The organism is Methylocystis sp. Se48, assembly GCF_056269425.1.
Map to the genome: position 1 here is coordinate 1974521 of NZ_CM149850.1, position 13947 is coordinate 1988467.

The window sequence follows — 13947 nt, forward strand, 5'->3', positions numbered from 1 at the left end:
CAAAAAAATGGAAGTCATTCTGCTCGAACGCGTGGCCAAGCTTGGCCAGATGGGCGACACGGTCCGCGTGCGCGACGGCTACGCCCGCAACTTCCTCCTCGCCCGCGGCAAGGCCCTGCGCGCGACCGAGTCCAACAAGAAGCAATTCGAGTCGCAGCGCGCTCAAATCGAGGCCCGCAATCTCGAGGCGAAGAAGGAAGCCGAGGCCGTCGCCGAGAAGCTTGACGGACAGACCTTCGTCATCATCCGGCAAGCCGGCGAGAGCGGACATCTCTACGGCTCGGTCTCGACGCGAGACATTGCCGAGGCGGCGACCGCCGGCGGATTCTCGCTCAACCGAAATCAGGTCGTGCTGACGCATCCGATCAAGGCGCTTGGCCTGCATTCCGTGCCGGTGCATCTGCATCCGGAAGTCGACGTCAAGATCACCGTCAACGTCGCCCGTTCGGAGGAAGAGGCCGAGCGTCAGGCGCGCGGCGAATCCGTCACGACCCGCGAGGAGACGTCGATGGACGACCTCGGCCTCGAGGTCGGCGCGGCGCTGGCCGAGGCTGGCGACGTCGAGCTGTAAGACGCATTTCGACCGAGAGTGAATTTGACCCGGCGCTCGAAAGACCGCCGGGTTTTTCTTTTTCGCGCCGCACAACGCGATTCGGCGCCGCTCCGCAAGTCCCGCCGGCGACACGGAAACGAAATCTTTCGCCGCGCATGTGGAAAAGACTCGCAACTGTGACACCCGAAAGAATGCATTAAGAGTCAAGTCTGGCGCCGTCCGCGCCTTCATGCGAAAATCCTTTCAAATCCGGGCAGCTTCCGCGTTATGTGTTTGAAGGCCCCGGCGCTTCTTTCGACGTAACGAGACCCGATGCCTCCAATCGAACAATTGGCGGAACGGCGCGGCTTTCAGGTCGCCCAGCCGGAGACGCCTGCCTATCGCACGCCCCCGCACAATATCGAGGCCGAACAGGCGCTGCTCGGCGCCATTCTCGTCAACAACGACGCCTTCGATCGCGTCTCCGACTTTCTGCGCGCCGAACATTTTTCGGAGGCGCTGCACGGGCGCATCTTCGATACCGCCGGCCAGCTCATCCGCGCCGGCAAACTCGCGACCGTCGTCACGCTGAAAACGTTTCTGGCCGACATCGAACTCCCCGCCGGCGTCACGATCCAGGCCTACCTCGCGCGTCTCGCCGCGGAAGCGACCACCATCATCAACGCCGAGGATTACGGCCGCATAATCCACGATCTCGCGACGCGACGCGAATTGATCAGCATCGGCGAGGACATCGTCAATACGGCCTTCGATTCGCCCGTGGATTCCTCCCCGCGCGCACAAATCGAGGAGGCCGAACGCAAGCTCTACGCCATCGCCGAAACCGGCCGCTACGAGGGCGGCTTCCAGCGCTTTTCGGACGCGCTCACCATCGCGATCGACATGGCGTCGAGCGCCTATATGCGCGACGGCCATTTGTCCGGCATCGCCACGGGCCTCGTCGACCTCGACGAGAAAATGGGCGGCTTGCAGAAGTCCGACCTCATCATCGTCGCGGGCCGTCCCGGCATGGGCAAGACAGCGCTCGCCACCAACATCGCCTTCAACATCGCCAGGGCCTATCAATATGAGGTGGAGCCCGACGGCTCGCACAAGACGATCAACGGCGGGATCGTCGGCTTTTTCTCGCTCGAAATGTCGGCCGAGCAATTGGCGACGCGCGTCATCGCCGAGCAGTCTGGCGTGCCGAGCTACAAGATCCGGCGCGGCGATCTCAACGAGGACGACTTCCGCCGCATCGTCGACGCCTCGCGGGAGATGCAGAACATCCCCTTCTACATCGATCAGAGCGGCGGCATCTCCATCGCGCAACTCACGGCGCGCGCGCGCCGGCTCAAGCGGCAGAAAGGGCTCGACCTTCTCGTCGTCGACTATTTGCAGCTGCTCGCGGGCTCCAAGTCTCGCGGCGACAACCGCGTGCAGGAACTCACCGAGATCACGACCGGCCTGAAGGCGCTGGCGAAAGAGCTGAATGTGCCGATCATCGCGCTCTCCCAGCTCTCGCGTCAGGTCGAGTCGCGCGACGACAAGCGCCCGCAGCTCTCGGACCTGCGCGAATCGGGCTCGATCGAGCAGGACGCCGACGTCGTGCTTTTCGTCTATCGCGAGGAATATTACCTGAAGAATCGCGAACCGCGGGAAGGCACGGAGGAGCACATCAACTGGATGGCCGAGATGGAGCGCGCACACGGCCGCGCCGAGGCCATCATCGGCAAACAGCGCCATGGCCCTACCGGCACGGTGCCGCTCGCTTTCGAGGCGGAAGTCACGCGCTTCTCGAATCTCGCGGACGAGGACAAGCTGCCCGCGCCGATGTGAGGATCAGAAATTTGACGGATCAGGACGACGACGCGAAGCGGCGCGACCGCGAAAATTTCGACTGGCGGAGCATCGCGCTATTCGTCATTTTCCTCGGCGCGTTCATCTACGCGATGTGGACCCGCTGAGGCGTCGCCGCCCCCGCCGCCTTGCGGGAGCGGCGGTGGCGCAACGGTTTACCGCGGCAGCACGGCCCAATAGTCGAAATCGAGCAGCACCGCCGGGTCCGGCTTGCCGTCGGCGCCGACGAGCGGGAACTCCGCGCAGGGCTTGTCCTTCGTCGCGACGAGACGCAGGCGCAGCGCGCCGATGTCGCCGCGGCCGGGGATCTCCGCCTTGTCCAGCACCTCGCTCCACGCGAAGATGGTGCCGCCGGCGAAGAGCGGATTGACGTGCTTGCCGCCGTTCACCGCCGAAATGTGGAACACGTTTTCGAGCCCGTTGAAGGACAGCGCGCGCGCCATGGAGATCACATGGCCGCCGTAGATGATGCGCTTCCCGAACCGGCCCTGCGATTCGTAATACTGGTTGAAGTGCACCTTGGAATTGTTCTGGTAGAGGCGCGTCGCGAGCATGTGCTCGGCTTCCTCCACCGTCATGCCGTCGATGTGGTCGATCTTCTCGCCCACGTCGTAATCTCCCCAGAAGTAGGGCGAACCGGCAAGCGCCTTGTCATAGGCGGCGACGTCGAGCGGCGGCACGGCTCGGCCCAGCTCCGACGGCGGCACGGCCTTGGGCAGGTCCGGCACGACGGCTGGGCCGACGGGCGCGTCCTTGTCGCGCTTTTTCACCATTACCCAGCGGGCGTAGGAGAGCACGGTCTCGCCGCGCTGATTCTTGCCCGTCGTGCGCACATAGACGACGCCCGTCTCCTTGTTGGAGTTCTCCTTGAGGCCGATGACTTCGGAGGTCGCGTCGAGCGTGTCGCCCGGATAGACCGGGACGAGGAATTTGAAGTCAGCGTAGCCGAGATTGGCGAGCGCGTTGAGCGAGACGTCGGGCACCGTCTTGCCGAGCACGAGATGGAAGACGAGCAGGTCGTCGATCGGCGCGTCCTTGTAGCCGATCGCCTGCGCGAAGGCCCTGGAGGACTGCACCGCGAAGCGCGGCAGATAGAGGGCGGTGTAGAGCGCGACCTCGCCGACCGTGACGGTGCGCGGCGCGGCGTGGCGCAGCGCCTGGCCGATTTTGAAGTCCTCGAAGAAATTGCCGACGTTGATTTTCGACTTGCTCATCTCTTTAGCCGTTAGTTGGCGCCAGCTTCGCCAGCGCGTCGAGGTATGGCGCGGGGTCGCCCGCGATGAAAAGCTTCTTCACGCGGCTCGTTTCGCCGGAGCGAATCGCCACGGATTTTTTTGGCGCGCGCAGCGCCTTGGCGATCAGTTCGATCAGGGCGGCGTTGGCGCGCCCGTCCTCCGGCGCGGCGCGCACCCGCGCCTTGAGGACGCTCTTGCCGTCTGAGAGCGTCTCGACCCCGTCGATCGCGTCGCGCCCGCCTTTGGGCGTGAGCCTGAGCCAGAGCGTCACGCCGTCCGGCTCGGCCGCCCAGGGCGGCTCAACCGTAGACAAGGGCGCGTGAAACGACGTCGCGCAGGAACTGCAAGCCGAGCAGGAGAATCAGCGGCGAGATGTCGAGGCCGCCCACGGCCGGCAGGACCGAGCGGATCGGACGCAGCAACGGCTCCGTCAGCGCGTCCACGGCGCGCCAGATCGTCTGCGCGGCCTGAGAGCGCGTGTTCAGCACGTCGAAAGCGACGAGCCAGGACATGATGACCGAGACGATGACGACCCACCAATAGAGGTCGATGATCGTGAGAAGCAGATTCGCAACCGCGTAAGACATGTCTTCGTCCCGCAAAAATTGGGTTCCGGCCTCTCTAGCCTCCCTGCCCTTCTGCGGCAACCTTCCGCGAAGCCGCAGCCCGTTCGCGGAAATTTTCATTCGACGCGCATATCCGATTGACAGGGAAAGGCGCGCCCTATATCCACCCGCCTCGGAGCGGGGCTGTAGCTCAGATGGGAGAGCGCTGCAATCGCACTGCAGAGGTCGGGGGTTCGAATCCCCCCAGCTCCACCAATTCCCTTCCTCAAAGTGATGTCTTTCGTTGCAGCGGCAAATCGCCGCATTGATTCTCAACGAACAGGGTTTCGCCGCCGTTCCCGACTCTCGCCGATCAGATCGCCGCGCAAACGGGCGCTCGGCGATCGACGCCGGTGTCGGAAGGCGGAGTCGCGCGCCGCGAAGTTTTTGCTCAGCGCCCGTTCATGGGCGCCATTGCCTCCTTGATGTCCTCGACCGTGACGAAGCCTTTGTGGCCTCTGTCGATCTTGGCGAAATTCGCAGCGACGCGGGGCATCCCCGCCTTGGCTTCTTCCGGCGTCAGCTTGCCGTCGCCGTCCTTGTCGGCGGCGGCGAATTTCGTCTCGATCTGGGCGGCGCTCTGCGCGCTCGAGAAACCGTGATCGAGGATCAGGAGCGTCGCGATCAGCGCTGCGCGGAGCGGAAGCCGTTTCGCCGTCTTCATGTGCGTTTCCATCCCTCGGCGCCGGTTAATCGTGAGCGCCATCAAAATGTTTCCATCGCTTCAAGCGCAGTCTTGCCTATTCTCCGCCCGGCGTCAAAGGACGCGCGCGGCGACGCCAATGGAGCGTCTACCGCGCGCGGATGACGTTGCGTTGCGCACGGATTCGTGCGACGCGGCTTGCGCTTGCATCTGACGGCGCGATACAAGTCTGCCGCGTTTTGCACTGATTCAGTCTTGGAATTGCTGTGATCTGACCACAGTCGTATTGCAAGCAGCGTAACCCGCCCGAGTATCTGCGCAACACTGTTGTCCTGGAGGAACGCATAGGATGGCGCGTGTTATATCGACTATTCTGACAGCTCTCGTCGCTGGCGCGATCGGCTTCGGCCTTGGCGTCTATGCGGCGCCGAGCGAAGGCGTCGCCTCCTTGCGAGCGGCGATCGAGAATATGATGGCTCCGAAGGCGGAAGCGCCTTCCGAAGCCGCTCCGCCCGCCGAAACGCCAGCGCCCGTCGAGGGCGAGGCGCCGAAGGAGCCGGACGCCTCCGCAGCCCCGTCGGCCGAGGCGACGCCCGCCGAGCCGCCGGCTGCGCCGGAAGATGCGCCGAAGTCCGACGGAGCTCCGCCGGTCCCGCCGCCCGCAGCCGAAGCGCCGCCCGCCCCCGAGGCTGCGCCGCCGGCGCCCGCCGCGCCCGAAGCAGCGCCGCCGGCCGCCGCGCCTGAAGCCGCTGAGCCTGCCCCCGCCGAGAAGAAGCCGGCCGCGCCCAAGCCCAAACCCAAGCCCAAGCCCAAGCCCAAGCCGAAGCCCAAAGCCGCTCCGGTGGACGCCCCGGCCGAAGAGGCCCCGGTCCAGTAGCAGGCGGTTTGCTGGGATCTTTCCCGCAGCCGGCGCTCGAAAGGGCGCCGGCTGTTCTTTTTTGTCGCCCCCGAAAGTTTCGCTCCGGTGGGCGGCCGTTTCGGCCGTGATGACGGCGCCGCCGCTTGACGAGTGGCAGAAAACTGGAACAATAAGAGAACAAACTACGTCGTCCCGTTCCGCTCATGCCGCCGCCCCGCTACGCCGAACTCGCGACGACCACCAATTTCTCCTTCCTGCGCGGCGCCTCGCATCCGGAGGAGATGGCGGCGACGGCGGTCGCGCTGGGCCATTGCGGCCTTGGAATCGCCGACCGAAATTCGCTCGCAGGCGTGGTGAGGGCCTTCTCCTATCTGCGCGCGCACAGGGAAAGCGCCGGCGGCTTCCGTCTCGCCATTGGCGCGCGCCTCGTCTTTCGCGACGGGACGCCGGACATTCTTTGCTATCCGAAGGACCGCGCCGCTTACGGACGTCTTTGCCGTCTGCTGACGCGCGGCAATATGCGAAGCGTGAAAGGCGACTGCGCGCTTCATCTCGACGATCTGCTGGAATTCGCCGAGGGCCAGCATGTGGTGCTGATGGAGAACGGCGCGCCGCCCCCTGCTCTGCTGGAGGCGCTGAAGGGCCGCCTCTGGATCGCGGCGACGGCGCTTTACGGCCCGCGCCCGCGCGCGCGGCTTTTCGGCCGCATCGAACTCGCGCAAAAGCTCGGGCTTCCGCTCGTCGCGGTGAACGATGCGCATATGCATGTCGCCGGACGGCGCCCGCTCGCCGACGCGCTGACGTGCATTCGCGAGAAGACGACGCTGGAGGCGGCGGGTTTCCTGCTCGCCGCCAACGCCGAGCGGCATCTCAAGAGCGCGGAGGAAATGGCGCGGCTCTTTCGCGACGCGCCGCAGGCGGTGGAGGAAAGCGCGCGCTTCATCGACGCGCTCGACTTTCGCCTCACCGATCTCGCCTATGACTATCCGAGCGAGTTGCGCGAAGGTTTCGCGAACGAACAGGAGGCGCTCGAATCGCTCGCGCGCGCGGGCGCGAAGATCCGCTATCCGCAAGGCGCTCCCGACCATGTTTCCGCGCTGCTCGAACGCGAGCTGAAACTTGTCGGCGAGCTGAAATACGCCGCCTACTTTCTCACCGTGCACGACATCGTGCGCCATGCGCGCGAGAAAGGGATTCTGGCGCAGGGGCGCGGCTCGGCGGCCAATTCCGTCATCTGCTTCTGTCTCGGGATCACAGAAGTCGATCCGACGAAACACGATCTTCTCTTCGAGCGCTTCGTGTCCGCCGCGCGCAACGAGCCGCCCGACATCGACGTCGACTTCGAGCATGAGCGGCGCGAGGAAGTGATCCAATATATCTACCAGCGCTTCGGCCGCGAGCGCGCGGGACTTGCGGCGGCGGTCACGACCTATCGCGGCAAGAGCGCCATTCGCGAAATCGGCAAGGCCTTCGGGCTCTCGAGCGATCTCGTCGGCCGCCTGTCGTCGGCCGCCTTCGGGCGCGGCAGCGAGCGCGGCACGCGCGCCGACGACATTGCGAAACTCGGTCTGGATTCGAGCGAACCACGCTTCGCCAAGGCGCTCGCGCTCGCGGAGGAAATCGAGGGCTTCCCGCGTCATCTCACGCAGCATTCCGGCGGCTTCGTCATCACGCGCGACCGTCTCGACGAAGTCGTGCCCGTGCTTCCCGCGGCAATGGAGGGCCGCAGCACCATCGAATGGGACAAGGACGATCTCGACGCGCTGGGTCTTTTGAAGATCGACGTGCTCGCGCTCGGCATGCTCACCTGCCTGCGCAAGGGGCTCGCATTGCTCGCGCAGCATTACGGGATCGCGCATCGCCTCTCGACGATTCCCGCCGAGGACAAGCGCGTCTACGCGATGATTTCGCGCGCCGACACGGTCGGCGTGTTCCAGATCGAAAGCCGCGCGCAAATGTCCATGCTGCCGCGCCTCAAGCCCGATTGCTTCTACGATCTCGTCGTCGAGGTCGCGATCGTGCGGCCCGGCCCCATTCAGGGCGACATGGTGCATCCCTATTTGCGCCGCCGCATGGGCAAGGAGCCGGTGTCTTATCCCTCGAAGGAACTGGAGAAGGTGCTGGGCAAGACCTATGGCGTGCCGCTCTTTCAGGAGCAGGCCATGCGCATCGCCATCGTCGCGGCCGGTTTCACGCCGGAGGAGGCCGACCAGTTGCGCCGCGCCATGGCGACCTTCAAGCGCGCAGGCCTCGTCGGCGGCTTCCGCGACAAGATGATCGACGGCATGACGCGCAAGGGCTATGCGCGCGAATTCGCCGAACGCTGCTTCAAACAGATCGAGGGCTTCGGCTCCTACGGCTTTCCCGAGAGCCACGCGGCGTCCTTCGCTTTGCTCGTCTACGCCTCCGCCTGGCTCAAATGCCGTTACCCGGATGTCTTCGCCTGCGCGCTCTTGAATGCGCAGCCCATGGGTTTCTACGCCCCGGCCCAGATCGTGCGCGATGCGAAGGAGCATGGGGTGGAGGTGCGGGAGGTCGATATCAACGCGTCGGATTGGGACTCCACGTTGGAACCCCACCCGTCGCGCTCCGCGGCGAGCAGAGGGCGGCCGCTCCCCCTCCACCCCCGCCACGCCGACATGGCCGGCGACATTCTCGGAAACCGCGCCATCCGCCTCGGCTTCCGCCAGATCAAGGGCGTTTCGGAGGAAGACATGCGCCGCCTCGTCGCGCGGCGGGGAAAGGGCTACGACTCGGTGCGCGACGTCTGGCTGCGCGCGGAGCTTTCTCCCGCGACGCTCACGCGGCTTGCGGAGGCCGACGCCTTCGCCTCGCTCGGCCTCTCCCGCCGCGATGCGCTCTGGGCGGCGGCCGGACTCAATCGCGCGGGCGACAAGGACGATCTGCCGCTGCTGCGGGAGCTGTCCTTCGCGCCGCTGGAGCCCGACGCGCATCTGCCGCCCATGCCGCCCGGCGAAGAAATCATCGAGGACTACCGCTTCCTCTCCCTCTCGCTCAAAGGCCATCCCGTCGCCTTCCTGCGCAATCGGCTCGACGCGCGCGGCGTCCTGCCCTGCGCGGCGCTCTCGAATTTTCCTGATGGAGACGGCCGCCATCTGACCGTCGCCGGCCTCGTTTTGCTGCGGCAGCGCCCTGGCACGGCCAGGGGCGTCGTCTTCATGACGATCGAGGACGAGACCGGCCAGGCCAATATCATCGTCTGGCCGAAGCTCCTCGAACGGCGGCGCGCGGAGATCATCGGCGCACGCTATGTCGCCGTCGCCGGGCGTCTGCAAAAAGCGGCCGGCGTCATTCATGTCGTAGCGCAACGCGTGGAGGATTTGTCCGAGGATTTACGCCTGCTGGAAACGATGCGCATCGTCAGAGGCGACGCGATGCCCAAAGCGCGCAATTTTCACTGATGAGGAATACGGAACATTTCCCGCCCAAATTCGTTAAAGAATGGCAAATTCGGCGGCCGATGACGGATCGCCCCAAAAAGAGCGCGGAACGCGGATCTATGCTTGGCGTATATTGCAAAGCTTTCGCTTTCTGATTGTTCAATACTGCCTGAAGCGGGGAAGCCAAAATCAATATAAATTCCCGCAATCAATCGATAATTTTAGTTTTAAATTCGTTGTTTAACTGCCAAGATCAAGAAAATTACTCAAAATATACGCGCTAAATGTAAAAATAAAAAGTTTCAATTTTTGCGAGAATCTGCAATATTCCGATTTTCCACTCATCGCGCGTCTAATGGAGACTTCATGAAAACGGGACCGAAAGCTGTTTCCTTTGCTTCGAGTTCATTCCCCAGATCAGCGCAGCCAACGCGCGGGGCCGTTCTGTATTCTCCGAACGCCCACTCTCCTCTTCGTCTGGGCCTTGCGCATTCGGGCGGCAATGTCGCCATCGCTTGCGGGACGCGCGGAGCCGGGGCTTTCCTATACCGGGGGCCGGGGGCCGAGCACGCGGCCGTCGGTCTGCGTTCCTCCGAGACGACAGGCGGCGCCAAGACCGGCAAGAGGGAGAGCGACTGACCCCTTTCCGGTCAGCTCACGAGAGTCTCCCGGCGCAGGGGCAAAATTTCGCAGCGGGGAGCCAAACGGGCGGAAAATCGTCAGTCTTCGCCATCTTGGGCATAAGCATAACGATTTTAGGGAGATAACGATGACGATGCGTTGCAAGGGCGCGGTGACCGCAGCGATCGCCGTCGCCCTCATCTCGGCCGCCGCCGCGGCCGCGCCGGCGACGAGCCCGGCGAAGGTCCGTTCCGGGCCGAGCATAAAATAGCCTGTCGTCCCCGTCATTCCCGCCGGCGCCACGGTGAACAAGGGCGGATGCATCGCCGATTGGCAGACGACGTGGCGCCAGACGATCTACATTGGCGTCGTCGGTTATGCGATGGAATCGCTGCTGGAGCGCCAGGGCGCGCTCTTCCCGATGTAACGCTTCGCCGGAGCGGACGGTCCCGTGGGCCGCCCGCTCTCTGTCCGCCTGAGGGTCGGCGTTTTTTCCGAGAGGCGCGCCCCGGCCAAATCGTCGACATGAGGTCCGCCATCGACTCCGCCAGCGCCTGGACCAGGACGGAACGCGTCTCGCAACTCGTGCGCCGCGTCGTCGCGCCCAATGCGGGATCCTTCACCTACATGGGCACCTGCTCTTACGTCGTCGGAACGGGAGACGTCGCCATCGTCGACCCCGGCCCCGCCGACCCCCGCCACATCGCCGCGCTCCTCGAAGCGATCCGCGGCGAACGCCTGCGATATGTGCTCGTCACCCACACCCATCGGGATCATTCTCCCGGTGCGCGCGCCCTCAAGGAGGCGACCGGCGCCACGATTGCCGGTTGCGCCGCCTATGCGCCGCCCCGGGACGCCGACGACGCCGGCCCGGGCCTCGACGCCTCTCACGATCGACTCTATGCGCCGGACGTCGTCCTCGGCGAAGGCGACCAGATCGAACTCGGCGACGCGACGATCGAGACGCTCGTCACGCCCGGGCATACGGCGAATCATCTGTGTTTCTCGCTCGTCGAAGAGCGCGCCCTCTTCACAGGCGATCACATCATGGGCTGGGCGACCACGGTGATCGCGCCGCCGGACGGATCCATGCGCGATTACATGGCGTCCCTGGACCGGCTGCGCGGACGCGACGACGAAATTTATTGGCCGGGCCATGGCGATTCGGTGCGGGAGCCCCAACGCTACCTCCGCGCGCTCGTGCGCCACCGACGCGCCCGCGAGGCTGCGATCCTTCAACGCATCGAGGCTGGCGACGACACTATCGCCGACATCGTCGCCTGCATTTACGAAGGAGTGGACAAGCGGCTCCACGCCGCCGCCGCCATGACGGTTCTGGCGCATCTGGAGGATCTGGTCTCGCGCGGAATCGTCACCTGCGGCGGACGGGCGACATTTTCTGCCCGTTACGTGAAAGCCTGAGGCGCCGTCGGCTCAAGGGGTCTGCGATTCGCCCTGAGGCGTCAAAATTACAACCTCGTTCTTGTGAACGCGGCCGAGCCTCTTGCGCGTTTCCTCATCGAGAATGTCGGCGTCGATATTCTCGCCCTTGATTAGCGCGATTCGGCTTTCCCACTGCATGCGCTGGAGTTTCAGCAGATCGCGCTCCAGTCGCAACTGGGCCAGCCGCTGCTCATATTCCTCACCGGTCTTGAGACCGCGCTGCCCGTTCACGCCATGCCAGACGAAGTAGGCGGCGACGCTGCCCGCCACGCAATAAAGCATGAGGGGAACGACAAGCGAGCGAAGGAATACGCGCAGGCGGTGCATGATCGAAGCATAACGACGACTTCTATAAGCAGCGTTAACGAGCCGTCAAAACCGCCCGTCTTTTCGTCAGCGACGTCCGCCGCGGGCCACCCGTTCGATTTCCGCGCGAACCAGACGCTCCACGATGACGGGCAGATTGTCGTCGAGCCACTGCTTCAGCATCGGACGCAGCATCTCCTGCGCATATTTTTGCAGGAGCCCGCTGTCGTTGATGATCATGCTCGCGGCGAGCGCCTGGAAATGCGACGCGATCGAGGACGCCGCGTCTGACGAGACCAGAGGCCCCTCGTTTTCCTCGACGAACTCCGCGACGTCTTCCTCGACGGCGTCAAGCGCGCGATCGGGTTCGGCATCCTCCGGATAGTCCTCCAGCGCAATGGCCTGCGGCGCCGCAACATGCTCGGACGCGGCGCGGTTGAGGCGCAATTGCCTGATGTCGGCGACGGGCGCCGGCTCCGGATCATGACGAAGTTCAGCCTTCGGTTCGGAGACGCGCGCCGCGGCGGGCTCCAGCGCCGGCGCTGGATAAGCTGTCTGGGCGGCAGTAGTGGCGGCCGCCTCGTCGACTGCGGCCGCTTCCGCCTCACGGCGGCGGCGGGCGTTCGGAAGCGAGTCGTCATCCGCGATGATTCGGCGGATCGACGCCAGAATCTCCTCCATGGAGGGCTCGTGCGCGCGCATCTCCTCTTCGAGAGAAGCCGAGGGGGCGGAAGCGTTCGCAGCGCTCATGGGGGGCTCTTCTTCATTGCTTGCGCCGACTCTCCAGCGGCGCGGTGGACAGGCAATCAGTGAACGCACCCTAAACTCGAATCAACTGATTCGACCTGAATTCCACACCTTTCGTCGCGCGCTGTCACGCATTCCGCGCGCTTATCGTCCGTCCGGCGCGCCGGTCCCGAACCATTTGGATTTGACCTGTTCGTAATGGACGCTCGGATCATAAAGCGCCACATCGAGATTCAGTTCGCGGGCGGACAGACGGCCGATCGAACCGAGCGCGGCGTAAGACGCCACGACCCGGTCGCGTTGCGACATGACAAGATTGACGCGCGCATTCAGCAGCGCCTGCTGCGCATTCAGAACGTCGAGCGTCGTTCGCTGGCCGACCTTCGCCTCTTCGCGCACGCCGGCCAGCGCCGTCTCCGCCGCCTTTACCGCCGCCTGCCCCGAGATGATCGACGCCTTGGCGGTCTCCAGCATGCCGTAACTGGAAACGACGCTCGCGCGCACGCTGTCGCGCTGCAAATCCGCGTTGAGTCGCGCTTGTCCCAGCTGTTCCTTGGCCTGCCGGATCGAGGCGTATTCCGCGCCGCCCTGATAGATCGGAATATTGAGCTGCCCGCTCGCGCCGGCCGAAAAATAACGCGATCCGGGAGAGCCGAGAAACGAGTCGTATTGGCTCGAAAGCTGCGCATTCACAGAAAGCGTCGGCGAAAGCGCGCTCTCGGCGACCTTCACGGCGAGTTCCGCCGCGTCGACCTGATGCAGGGCCGCGACCACGCCGGGATGTTCGGCGAGCGCGACATTGATCGCCTCGTTCAGCGACTTCGGCAGCAACGCATCGAGGGGGCGGCCGGGTTCGAGATGCTTCGGCTCGTCGCCGATGATCTGGCGGTAGTTCGCCGCGCTCGTCTTGAGTTGCGCCTGCGCCGCGTAAAGCTCCGAGCGCGCCTGGGCGAGAGACGCCTCCGCCTGCGCCACGTCGGTGCGCGTCACCTCGCCGACCTGAAAACGGTCGCGGGTCTGTTTGAGCTGCTCCTCGAGAACGGCGATGTTGTTCTTGCGCAGATTGACGACCGCCGTGTCGCGCAGAACATTCATATAAGCGGTGGCGCCGTTTTGAAGCGTGGCCTGCTCGGTCAGGCGCATCGTGGCCCGCGCTGCGAATACGCCGGATTCGGCGCGCCTCACCGAATTCTCCGTTGCGCCGCCGTCGAAAACGGTCTGTGAGACGTTAAGCGTCGCGCCGCGCGGGTAACCGAGATACTGGTCGTAGGAATAAGCTCGGCCATTGTCGAGCTGGCTTCGCCCGGCCGGGATTTTGACATTGCTGAACTGCGGCCCCCAGGTCGCCTGTATGTTGGCCTTCGGCCGCATGCCGGCGGCCGCGCGCGGCGTGTCCTCGTCCCGCGCCCGCACATTGGCCCGACTCTGGTTCAGGTCCGGATTCCCGTAATAGGCCCGCGACAAAGCGGACAAGAGGGTCTCCGCCCGAAGCGGGGAGACGAGCGACGTCGATATGGCCAATGCGAAGGCAAAGCGACGCGCAAAGGACGGGAGACCGGCCGTCTGCGGCAGATTTGACGCCGCCCAGTCCATTCCAACCTTCCTTTTACTGCCCGGCCCAAGCCGGTGGGAGGACGGCGGGACTCGCGCCGCCCCGGGTGATTCTCGACTAAGACGCAGCATGGAACGCTAGAA

The 13947-nt window shown here is 64.7% G+C and carries 14 protein-coding genes and 1 tRNA gene; 8 read left to right on the forward strand and 7 right to left on the reverse strand.

Going from position 1 to position 13947, the window contains the following annotated elements:
• Window positions 1-7: 7 nt before the first annotated feature.
• Window positions 8-571, forward strand: a complete 564-nt coding sequence (gene rplI / locus ACV959_RS09765) for a 50S ribosomal protein L9 (RefSeq protein WP_475736422.1) — start codon at window positions 8-10, stop codon at window positions 569-571.
• A 294-nt stretch (window positions 572-865) separates the two neighbouring features.
• Window positions 866-2371 carry a replicative DNA helicase gene (locus tag ACV959_RS09770; protein ID WP_475736423.1) on the forward strand — a complete coding sequence of 502 codons (1506 nt, stop codon included), beginning with the start codon at window positions 866-868 and terminating at the stop codon, window positions 2369-2371.
• 176 nt (window positions 2372-2547) lie between these two features.
• Here the strand turns inward: ACV959_RS09770 and ACV959_RS09775 are convergent, their stop codons facing one another.
• The 3 genes from ACV959_RS09775 to ACV959_RS09785 are packed head-to-tail and all read right to left on the reverse strand — an operon-like array spanning window position 2548 to window position 4214.
• A complete protein-coding gene (locus ACV959_RS09775; RefSeq protein WP_475736424.1) occupies window positions 2548-3606 on the reverse strand; it encodes a MaoC family dehydratase in 1059 nt (352 codons plus the stop codon).
• 4 nt (window positions 3607-3610) lie between these two features.
• On the reverse strand, window positions 3611-3940 hold the full coding sequence (locus ACV959_RS09780) for a DUF167 family protein (RefSeq protein WP_475736425.1): 330 nt from the start codon (window positions 3938-3940) through the stop codon (window positions 3611-3613).
• On the reverse strand, window positions 3927-4214 hold the full coding sequence (locus tag ACV959_RS09785; RefSeq protein WP_475736426.1) for a YggT family protein: 288 nt from the start codon (window positions 4212-4214) through the stop codon (window positions 3927-3929). Before ACV959_RS09785 ends, ACV959_RS09780 begins: the two co-directional genes overlap by 14 nt.
• Window positions 4215-4372: 158 nt before the next feature.
• Between ACV959_RS09785 and ACV959_RS09790 the strand changes: the two genes are divergently transcribed.
• Window positions 4373-4448, forward strand: a tRNA-Ala gene (locus ACV959_RS09790).
• A 175-nt stretch (window positions 4449-4623) separates the two neighbouring features.
• Here ACV959_RS09790 and ACV959_RS09795 read toward each other — a convergent pair.
• Window positions 4624-4896, reverse strand: a complete 273-nt coding sequence (locus ACV959_RS09795; protein ID WP_475736427.1) for an EF-hand domain-containing protein — start codon at window positions 4894-4896, stop codon at window positions 4624-4626.
• A gap of 328 nt (window positions 4897-5224) precedes the next feature.
• Here ACV959_RS09795 and ACV959_RS09800 point away from each other — a divergent pair, with 328 nt between their 5' ends.
• The 5 genes from ACV959_RS09800 to ACV959_RS09820 all read left to right on the forward strand — a co-directional run bounded on the left by ACV959_RS09800 (window position 5225) and on the right by ACV959_RS09820 (window position 11178).
• Window positions 5225-5752, forward strand: coding sequence for a hypothetical protein (locus ACV959_RS09800; RefSeq protein WP_475736428.1), 528 nt, complete (start codon window positions 5225-5227; stop codon window positions 5750-5752).
• Window positions 5753-5937: 185 nt separating this feature from the next.
• Window positions 5938-9156, forward strand: coding sequence for an error-prone DNA polymerase (locus tag ACV959_RS09805; RefSeq protein ID WP_475736429.1), 3219 nt, complete (start codon window positions 5938-5940; stop codon window positions 9154-9156).
• A gap of 748 nt (window positions 9157-9904) precedes the next feature.
• The gene (locus ACV959_RS09810) at window positions 9905-10027 is read left to right on the forward strand and encodes a hypothetical protein (RefSeq protein WP_475736430.1); all 123 of its coding nucleotides are present in this window, start codon (window positions 9905-9907) and stop codon (window positions 10025-10027) included.
• 33 nt (window positions 10028-10060) lie between these two features.
• Entirely contained in the window at window positions 10061-10183 is a 123-nt protein-coding gene (locus tag ACV959_RS09815) for a hypothetical protein (protein WP_475736431.1), read from the forward strand.
• A gap of 98 nt (window positions 10184-10281) precedes the next feature.
• Complete coding sequence (locus tag ACV959_RS09820) at window positions 10282-11178, forward strand: MBL fold metallo-hydrolase (protein ID WP_475736432.1); 897 nt, start codon at window positions 10282-10284, stop codon at window positions 11176-11178.
• 12 nt (window positions 11179-11190) lie between these two features.
• On the opposite strand, the gene ACV959_RS09825 is transcribed toward ACV959_RS09820, so the two are convergent.
• The 3 genes from ACV959_RS09825 to ACV959_RS09835 form a co-directional block, all read right to left on the reverse strand.
• Entirely contained in the window at window positions 11191-11526 is a 336-nt protein-coding gene (locus ACV959_RS09825; protein ID WP_475736433.1) for an FtsB family cell division protein, read from the reverse strand.
• A 66-nt stretch (window positions 11527-11592) separates the two neighbouring features.
• On the reverse strand, window positions 11593-12255 hold the full coding sequence (locus tag ACV959_RS09830; RefSeq protein WP_475736434.1) for a PopZ family protein: 663 nt from the start codon (window positions 12253-12255) through the stop codon (window positions 11593-11595).
• A 141-nt stretch (window positions 12256-12396) separates the two neighbouring features.
• Window positions 12397-13845, reverse strand: a complete 1449-nt coding sequence (locus ACV959_RS09835) for a TolC family outer membrane protein (protein ID WP_475736435.1) — start codon at window positions 13843-13845, stop codon at window positions 12397-12399.
• Window positions 13846-13947 lie beyond the last annotated feature (102 nt).

Excerpts from the sequence above, each read along its gene's own strand:
- ACV959_RS09800 (WP_475736428.1), top strand. The coding sequence starts at position 5,225 with ATGGCGCGTGTTATATCGACTATTCTGACAGCTCTCGTCGCTGGCGCG.
- ACV959_RS09785 (WP_475736426.1), bottom strand. The coding sequence starts at position 4,214 with ATGTCTTACGCGGTTGCGAATCTGCTTCTCACGATCATCGACCTCTAT.
- ACV959_RS09835 (WP_475736435.1), bottom strand. The coding sequence starts at position 13,845 with ATGGACTGGGCGGCGTCAAATCTGCCGCAGACGGCCGGTCTCCCGTCC.
- ACV959_RS09810 (WP_475736430.1), top strand. The coding sequence starts at position 9,905 with ATGACGATGCGTTGCAAGGGCGCGGTGACCGCAGCGATCGCCGTCGCC.
- rplI (WP_475736422.1), top strand. The coding sequence starts at position 8 with ATGGAAGTCATTCTGCTCGAACGCGTGGCCAAGCTTGGCCAGATGGGC.
- ACV959_RS09820 (WP_475736432.1), top strand. The coding sequence starts at position 10,282 with ATGAGGTCCGCCATCGACTCCGCCAGCGCCTGGACCAGGACGGAACGC.
- ACV959_RS09795 (WP_475736427.1), bottom strand. The coding sequence starts at position 4,896 with ATGAAGACGGCGAAACGGCTTCCGCTCCGCGCAGCGCTGATCGCGACG.
- ACV959_RS09825 (WP_475736433.1), bottom strand. The coding sequence starts at position 11,526 with ATGCACCGCCTGCGCGTATTCCTTCGCTCGCTTGTCGTTCCCCTCATG.
- ACV959_RS09770 (WP_475736423.1), top strand. The coding sequence starts at position 866 with ATGCCTCCAATCGAACAATTGGCGGAACGGCGCGGCTTTCAGGTCGCC.
- ACV959_RS09805 (WP_475736429.1), top strand. The coding sequence starts at position 5,938 with ATGCCGCCGCCCCGCTACGCCGAACTCGCGACGACCACCAATTTCTCC.
- ACV959_RS09775 (WP_475736424.1), bottom strand. The coding sequence starts at position 3,606 with ATGAGCAAGTCGAAAATCAACGTCGGCAATTTCTTCGAGGACTTCAAA.
- ACV959_RS09830 (WP_475736434.1), bottom strand. The coding sequence starts at position 12,255 with ATGAGCGCTGCGAACGCTTCCGCCCCCTCGGCTTCTCTCGAAGAGGAG.